We start from the raw sequence: 6,956 nt of genomic DNA, 5'->3' as shown, positions 1-6,956 counted from the left end.
TCGGATGGGCGAGTGATGCACCAGCCGACCATTCCTCAGCTTGCGGATGAGTTGGGCATTACCGAGTTACCAGATCCGGGACTGATCTATGACGTAGCTGTCGTAGGTGCCGGCCCGTCGGGCCTTGCGGCCGCTGTTTATGCGGCATCGGAAGGGCTCTGCACTATCGTCATCGAAGGCCTGGCTCCGGGAGGCCAGGCGGGAACAAGCTCTAAAATCGAAAACTATCTCGGCTTTCCAACCGGCATCGGGGGACAGCAACTCGCCAGCCGCGCGCAATTACAGGCGTTGAAATTTGGCGTTCAATTCGCGATCTCTCGAGAGACGGTGAGCGTCGAGCAGGTGGATGGAATCCACAAGCTGCTTCTCGCTGGCGGCATTCCAGTATGCGCTCGCGCCGTGGTCGTGGCCTCCGGAGCGCAATATCGCAAACTGACGGTCCAGAACTACGAAAACTATGAGAACCGAGGTCTCTACTATGCCGCCACCCCGATGGAGACGAGTCATTTCCGGGAGAAGGATGTGATCGTCGTCGGCGGAGGCAACTCTGCCGGTCAGGCTGCTATGTTTCTCTCGGGCATCGCCAAGCATGTCTACCATATCGTCCGCGGGCCGTCGCTTGCGGCAACAATGTCGCAGTACCTTGTGTCACGCATCGAGAACTCCTCGCGCATCACGCTGTGCACTAACTGCGAAATTGTCGCGCTTGAGGGCGAGCCTGACCTGCAGTCCGTCACCTGGGTAAACCGCAGTACGGGTGAACGCACGCGAAAGGCGATAGAAGACGTCTTCGTGATGATTGGAGCTGAGCCCAATACCGGCTGGCTCTATGGGACAGTACAGCTCGACAAGAAGGGGTTCATCCTAACCGGAGGGACCGCCGGCTTTGAAAGCACTCCATACGCGACCAGCGTCCCCGGCATCTACGCCGTCGGAGACGTCCGCGCAAACTCGGTCAAGCGCGTGGCTTCGGCTGTCGGTGAAGGCTCCGTGGTGATCTCCGATGTTCACCGCTATCTCGCGAATGAGCGTAACCAGGTGCCGGCGGAGCCAGACTCCGCCCTGGCAGCCCTCCGCGCGGCAGGCGATGCGATCGGTGCGAAAGCTTAGAGTACATTTCACATCAGCGAGACCGGTCGCAAAGCGTCCGCTTCTCCGCGAGCGCTAAATCGTAAACACTCGAGGAAAGGAGTTTGAGATTGCACGTTGAACACGATGTCCGGCCGCTGTCGCGGGCCCGCTTGCCAGTCGATACGACGGAGCTGGCCCGATATCTTATTGGAAAGACGATCGTCCGCAAAGTAGGGCGAAGCCGGATTAGCGGCCGCATTGTCGAAACGGAAGCATACCCCCCAGGCGATTCGAGCGGGCATGGTTACCGGGGAGAAACGGCACGAAACCACTCCTTGTTCATGGGCAGCGGTTTTGCTTACGTTTACTTTATCTATGGCGTGTCCTACATGCTCAATGTCTCGGCTGAAAAGCCGGGCGTCGGTGCAGGTGTGTTGTTCCGGGCATTGGAACCTCTTGAGGGAATCAACTTAATGGAGCGGCGCCGCAAGACCAACAAGCTGATTGACCTGGCAAGAGGGCCGGGCCGGCTTGCACTCGCATTGCAGATCGACCGAAGTCTGGATGGAATTGACATGTGCGCCGACGGGCCACTTTGGCTGGGCACTGCGGTTCGGAAGACCGGGCACATTGGCACAAGCACCCGGATCGGCATCACCCGAGAGGTCGGTCGGTTGCTGAGATTTTTTGAGGTGGGAAGCCCCTTCGTTAGCGGCCCAAGAGCCCTATCAATGAAATGAGAGAGTCGTTTCGATTATCGCGATTCGACGTCGGTTCGCTCCGAGGCGATCCGAAGATCCCGATATGCGGATACGAGTTCCTTGAGGCTGAATGCCCGATTCAGTCCGCTTGGATTGGGCAAGACCCAGACTTCAGCACCACCGAACCTCATGAACTGTTGCCCCCAGTTGACGCTTCCCTTTCGAAAAATAGCTGCAAACGCAGGTTTACCCAGAAACGCCAGATACCGCGGGCGATAACGCCGAAGCTTTCGTTCGAGTTCCCCGGCAGCTTCGTGAAATTCATGACTAGTAAGCTCGCTGGCGCTCACGGTCGGTCGCTCCACTGCAGCCGTCAGACCGCATCCGTATTGAAGAATCGTGCTGTCGTTTTCAGGCCGAATCAAATGTGGGGTAAATCCTGCAAGATAAAGGACGCGCCAAAATCGGTTATTCGGGCTCGAGAAATGGTGCCCCACCCGGGCTGCGCTCAGCGCCGGATTAATCCCACAAAACACCACATCAAGGCCTTTGCGGAGTAAGTCGGGAAGTGGGAGTGTTGACCTCCGGGTGCTGTTTGGCCTCATGTGGCTCTAACTCGTGGAATGAAACCAGGACTGCCGGTATTCACCACGTCATTGAGTCTCTGCCTGGTCTGAATTCGATTGATTTCATCAAACGCGTCCTCTGGAAGGGGACAGATGCTAAAGTTCTCCGCCGCGCGGGCTGCACTTCTCGGCGTGGTAAACCGTTGCGCCGTACTTTCGTTCGGAAAGACAACAGTGAAATCGATGTTGCGGGGAAGAGATAAATCATTCCCATTCGCAGCCATGCGACGGAGAACGTCTCCATTCTCATCATCTGGAAATTCCATTGCCTGTCGGTTCATATCATTCAAGAAGGCCGCACTAATAAACTATGCGCTGATATTACATCCGGTCGGGAGGTGGCCCACCCGGATTACTTTGGCGATACTAGGACGATCTAGGCGTTAACCGACGAGTAATTTCTCGGTTGGCGGTTCTCGGTTGGCGGTAAACCGACCGCAATCTGGCTCTCAGGTTTCCTAATTCGCGAGCTCAAAGTCGGGCAATTGCCAGGTCTTGTCGAAGAATGGCTGCGTCGGCGCATAGAACCGGAACCACACGAACCATCCTTTCGACGAACCGGTGTCCACCCAGTTGCTTTCGAATCCTGCGGGTGCCTTCGGGCCGAAGTAGACGTCTGTCGAGCCATCCTCGTTAACTTTGATTTTGTCGTAGGAAGTAATCGCGGACTTGTTGCTACTGTTCTGCACCAACGAACGAGTCACGTTGTCATAGACCGTGACGGACCAGAATTGTTTCGCGGGAACATCCGCTGGCACCCGCAGCTGGTAGTTTTTCCCGCCATCCAGCCACACGCCGTGCTTGTCCTTGAAGCTCTCAAGGTACCTCTGGCCATTCGAGGGAAAAGGGAGATTCATTGCTTCGTTCGGCCAGGTGCCAAGGTAGAAGTAGTTCAGGCGTTCGTCGAGTTCGCTGTAGTGCTCCGATTCTTGCTGAGAATCCTGCTGCGTGTTGAAGTTCATGGGGTTCGTCCAGTTCTTGCCGGGATAATAGAAGACATTGGCCAGCCGTGGACTAAACGAGGTGGTTTGAGCCATGGCTTTCCCCACGCGTGCGCCCTGTTCCAGTATTTGTTTCTGGCGGTCATCCGGCGCGAACGGCTTGCCCTTCTCGATTCCCAGCGGTTTCAGCATCGCCATGAAGAAGCGGTCACGATCCGCAACCGGGTTGTTGCTGATCACGGCCGACAGCAGCTTCCAGAATGCAAGGCCTTCCGGCTCCAGCGTGTTAACAGGCTTGTTGGACACGTCGAAAAACCGGTTCGCTTTTGGATTGTCGCGCTGGCTATACGGATAGATGCGCGCCCTCTTGAGCATCGCGACGCACATCTACGTCGCCGTTCATCACAATGCCTCGAATGAAAAACGTGGTGTCGTTCATCTTTGATGGTGTAACGAAGTAACCTTCCGTTGGCAGCTCGCCTGTGTACCCCGGTGGCACGAGGAGGAACTTGCCACCATGGCCCTTGTCGGGACCGAGCGCGCCTACTCCGGTACTCATAAACCAGTAATCGCCGAACATGCCCGCCGTTGGTCCGGGAGGAATCTCGACGACGATAGGCCCATCTTTAGCCAAATCGAGGATGGCGGGAGAGTAGATGGTGGTGGTGTTGCCCGTGAGCCAAAGGCCGTTCGCATCGAGATAATTCGGGTACATTTCGAAGTCGTTGTAAGTCGCACCGATATCCTCGAAGAGGCCACGCCTGACCGATGCAGCGCTCACCAGAGGGAATCCCCAAAGGTACGCCTGGCAGGCACGCTGGAAGTCGATCTCGTCGTACAGCTTGCTGACCGTCTCCTTGCTCGGATACTCGTTCTCGTATTTCAGCTCGCCGATTCGAGTGTTGACGGTCGTCTGGTGGGAAGGAGTGGGGAAGATGGTTGTCATGGGTGCTTCCTTTCGAAGCGCAGCGCGATTTCCCGCCGGGATTTCCCTTGCCTTTCATGCTCCAATGAAGGAGTGGCACAAACAGATTGACGTGTAAGCGAAGCAGGGCTTTCAACAACTTCGTGGCTCGTCTGTTTGTCGTCCCACAGCTATCAAGGCAAACTGAAACGGCACCCCGCAAAAAAGACAAAGGCCCCCGATTTCGGGAGCCTTGTTTCTTGTCACTTGCACTGAAGCAGCACCTGGGTTATGTTTCTTGTGCTGTTTTTGTGCTGTAGTTCGTCGCCAAGAAAACTCCCTTAACTTCTTTGTTTTCTATGGCGGGGACGACGGGGCTCGAACCCGCGACCTCTGCCGTGACAGGGCAGCGCTCTAACCAACTGAGCTACGTCCCCTCTGCAATTTCAATCGCTTAGCGCAAATCGCAGAATTTACTGTCTTTGCTTACTGTCCACTCCGTCGCCTGTTTCCATAATCTCCACCGGATATAACTGAATTCCGAGAGAAATGGACAGTATGGACAGTAAGCTGAAGCCCCAAATCTCTGTCCACTGCCAAGCAAAAAGCGAACCGCGAAGTTGTCACCACTCCGTTGTTCAAATTGTACCAAACAAAACGGGCTAGCAAGGATGGTCTGATGGAGGCAGGCGAACTTCGCGAGAACGAGGAGGGCCTCAATGAGGATTGCTTTCTTCGACGAATTCCATTGGATCGAGGGACGCGCTCAATTCGAATCGTCAGTTCAGGGCTGCAGTAGCTCTTCAAGCCAACACCCGATCTGCGTTACGAAAAGCGCCCAAGTCGGCGAATGGCAGCAGGTGGATGAAATCAGAAACTGGATCGATCGAGGTGATCGTGAGACCCAAATGAACCCCGCAACCCTTCGGTTAACAGCCGTGCACGTCGCCCTCTTCCCTGCTGCTACCGGTTGCTATAAGTGTCTACCGTTGTTTGGTTTATCGCTTCCCTCCTCATTGTCGTTTGCTACACGTACACACCAGATTATGACCGATTTTGAGGTGCGGTGGGCACAAAAATGGGCACAGCGATTTGGAACGGCCCCGACCCCGGAAGCGCTGCAAAAAGAAGGCCAGAAGCCACTCACAAATCACGCGCGCTCCCGCGTTCAAAGAAGAATCGGCCAGATATGAAGACGCTCGTCTTTGCCTTACATCAAGTCCCAGACCCGCGGAGATCTCTGTCGTTTGTTAGTGTCCAACTGGAAGACGGACGAGCTCCGGGGTCTTTGAATACGAACGACAATGTCCACTTGCGAACACTCGATTCCGTAAACCGGACGCATCTGCGCTCAAGACTCGTTGGTTTGTGATCGACATCACTCGAATACATGTAAAAGAGCAGGCGGTATGGCCGAACTCGTGCTTGACTGGGTGGTGAACGGTATCGCCTCCGCAAGGGATGAGAGGAAAAATGCGATGAAGCTACTGCTGGCAGACCTTCGATATGCATTGCGGCAATTGCGCCGCTCGCCGGGCTTCGCGCTCACGGCGGTGCTTACGCTGGCTCTGGGGATAGGCGCCACAAGCACAATCCTGAGTTGGATCAGCGCTACGCTCTTCAATCCAATTCCGGGGGCGAAGAATATCGACAGCATGCTCACCATCCAGCGCGGCGAGCGCAGCGAGCATCCCAGTCCGCCGTTCTCCTATATGGATTTCGTGGATCTGCGCGAAAACGCCAGGACCTTGTCCGGTGTGATCGGGTATCACGACGACTACATTTCGATCACCGGCTCGGCCAAGCCGGAGCGTATCTACGGAGCACTGACCTCTGCGGACTATTTCGAGGTACTGGGCGTGCAGCCGTATCTTGGCCGCACCTTGATATCCACCAGAGATAACGAGCGAGCGGGCGCGGCCGTCGCGGTTCTAAGCCACAGGTTGTGGCAAAGCCACTTTGCCGGCGATCCGGGCATCATCGGAAAGACCATTCAGCTCAACCTGCATCCCTACACAATCGTGGGCATCGCCCCGAAGGGCTTTCGCGGCTGCAAGAGCGGATTGCGCACCGACATCTTTCTTCCCCTGGGAATGGACCAGCAGATATGGGCCGGTGACCGCATCGGTCACCGCGGCACCTCCTGGCTCAACGTGCTGGCAGTGCTCCGGCCGGGCGTCGATTCTCACCAGGCGGACAATGAGCTGAACCTGTTGATGCAGCGGATCGCGTCGCAGTATCCGGTGGAGCACCAGGGCGCGAACCAGATCTCGACCGATCCGCTGTGGCGTTCGCCGTTCGGCGCCAACGTGTATATGGCGGGAACTCTTCCCATTCTTCTCGCGCTCGCAACGGTGCTTCTGCTTCTGGCCTGCGCCAATGTCGCGAACCTGCTGCTAGTGCGCTCGGTGGCGCGGCGACGCGAGTTCGCTATCCGACTGTCGATGGGTGCCAGCCGCTGGGTGCTGGTGCGGCAACTGATGGTAGAGAACGTTCTCATTGCCCTGGCCGGCGGGGCCGTCGCGCTTTCCACGACGTTGTGGACATGCAAAACGCTGGGTTCCTTTTTGCCCGGCCACACACTGCCGCTTGCGATCAACGGCGAGGTCGATCCGCGCGTGCTGTTGGCTACGATGATGATCTCGCTGCTCACGGCCATCGTCTCCGGGGCGGTGCCGGCGCTGCGCGCATCCCGGATATCCCCCAGCACGAT

The 6,956-nt window shown here is 56.6% G+C and carries 8 protein-coding genes and 1 tRNA gene; 4 read left to right on the top strand and 5 right to left on the bottom strand.

Annotated features, from left to right (window positions below):
• Together WA354_RS16470 and WA354_RS16465 are read left to right on the top strand one after the other, a co-directional pair.
• On the top strand, nt 1–1,110 hold a 1,110-nt coding region (locus WA354_RS16470; RefSeq protein ID WP_472814112.1), incomplete at its 5' end, for an NAD(P)/FAD-dependent oxidoreductase.
• Nucleotides 1,111–1,199: 89 nt separating this feature from the next.
• On the top strand, nt 1,200–1,811 hold the full coding sequence (locus WA354_RS16465; protein WP_472814111.1) for a DNA-3-methyladenine glycosylase: 612 nt from the start codon (nt 1,200–1,202) through the stop codon (nt 1,809–1,811).
• Between the two features lie 14 nt (nt 1,812–1,825).
• Here WA354_RS16465 and mug read toward each other — a convergent pair whose 3' ends face one another.
• The 5 genes from mug to WA354_RS16440 all read right to left on the bottom strand — a co-directional run bounded on the left by mug (nt 1,826) and on the right by WA354_RS16440 (nt 4,680).
• The gene (gene mug / locus WA354_RS16460; protein ID WP_472814110.1) at nt 1,826–2,377 is read right to left on the bottom strand and encodes a G/U mismatch-specific DNA glycosylase; all 552 of its coding nucleotides are present in this window, start codon (nt 2,375–2,377) and stop codon (nt 1,826–1,828) included.
• Complete coding sequence (locus WA354_RS16455) at nt 2,374–2,664, bottom strand: ribonuclease E inhibitor RraB (protein WP_472814109.1); 291 nt, start codon at nt 2,662–2,664, stop codon at nt 2,374–2,376. The genes mug and WA354_RS16455 overlap by 4 nt, the downstream gene beginning before the upstream one ends.
• 192 nt (nt 2,665–2,856) lie before the next feature.
• Nucleotides 2,857–3,714, bottom strand: a complete 858-nt coding sequence (locus WA354_RS16450; RefSeq protein WP_472814108.1) for a DUF1214 domain-containing protein — start codon at nt 3,712–3,714, stop codon at nt 2,857–2,859.
• The gene (locus WA354_RS16445) at nt 3,683–4,285 is read right to left on the bottom strand and encodes a DUF1254 domain-containing protein (protein WP_472814107.1); all 603 of its coding nucleotides are present in this window, start codon (nt 4,283–4,285) and stop codon (nt 3,683–3,685) included. The genes WA354_RS16450 and WA354_RS16445 overlap by 32 nt, the downstream gene beginning before the upstream one ends.
• Nucleotides 4,286–4,603: 318 nt before the next feature.
• Nucleotides 4,604–4,680, bottom strand: a tRNA-Asp gene (locus tag WA354_RS16440).
• A 282-nt stretch (nt 4,681–4,962) separates the two neighbouring features.
• Between WA354_RS16440 and WA354_RS16435 the strand changes: the two genes are divergently transcribed.
• Together WA354_RS16435 and WA354_RS16430 are read left to right on the top strand one after the other, a co-directional pair.
• Nucleotides 4,963–5,436, top strand: coding sequence for a hypothetical protein (locus tag WA354_RS16435; RefSeq protein ID WP_472814106.1), 474 nt, complete (start codon nt 4,963–4,965; stop codon nt 5,434–5,436).
• A 216-nt stretch (nt 5,437–5,652) separates the two neighbouring features.
• Nucleotides 5,653–6,956: ABC transporter permease (locus tag WA354_RS16430; RefSeq protein ID WP_472814105.1), on the top strand; the 1,304-nt coding region annotated here is incomplete at its 3' end.

This window comes from Occallatibacter sp., assembly GCF_049802275.1.
Lineage (GTDB): Bacteria > Acidobacteriota > Terriglobia > Terriglobales > Acidobacteriaceae > Telmatobacter.
The sequence above is the reverse complement of the archived record's forward strand: the minus strand, read 5'-3'. Positions and strand labels throughout refer to the sequence as shown.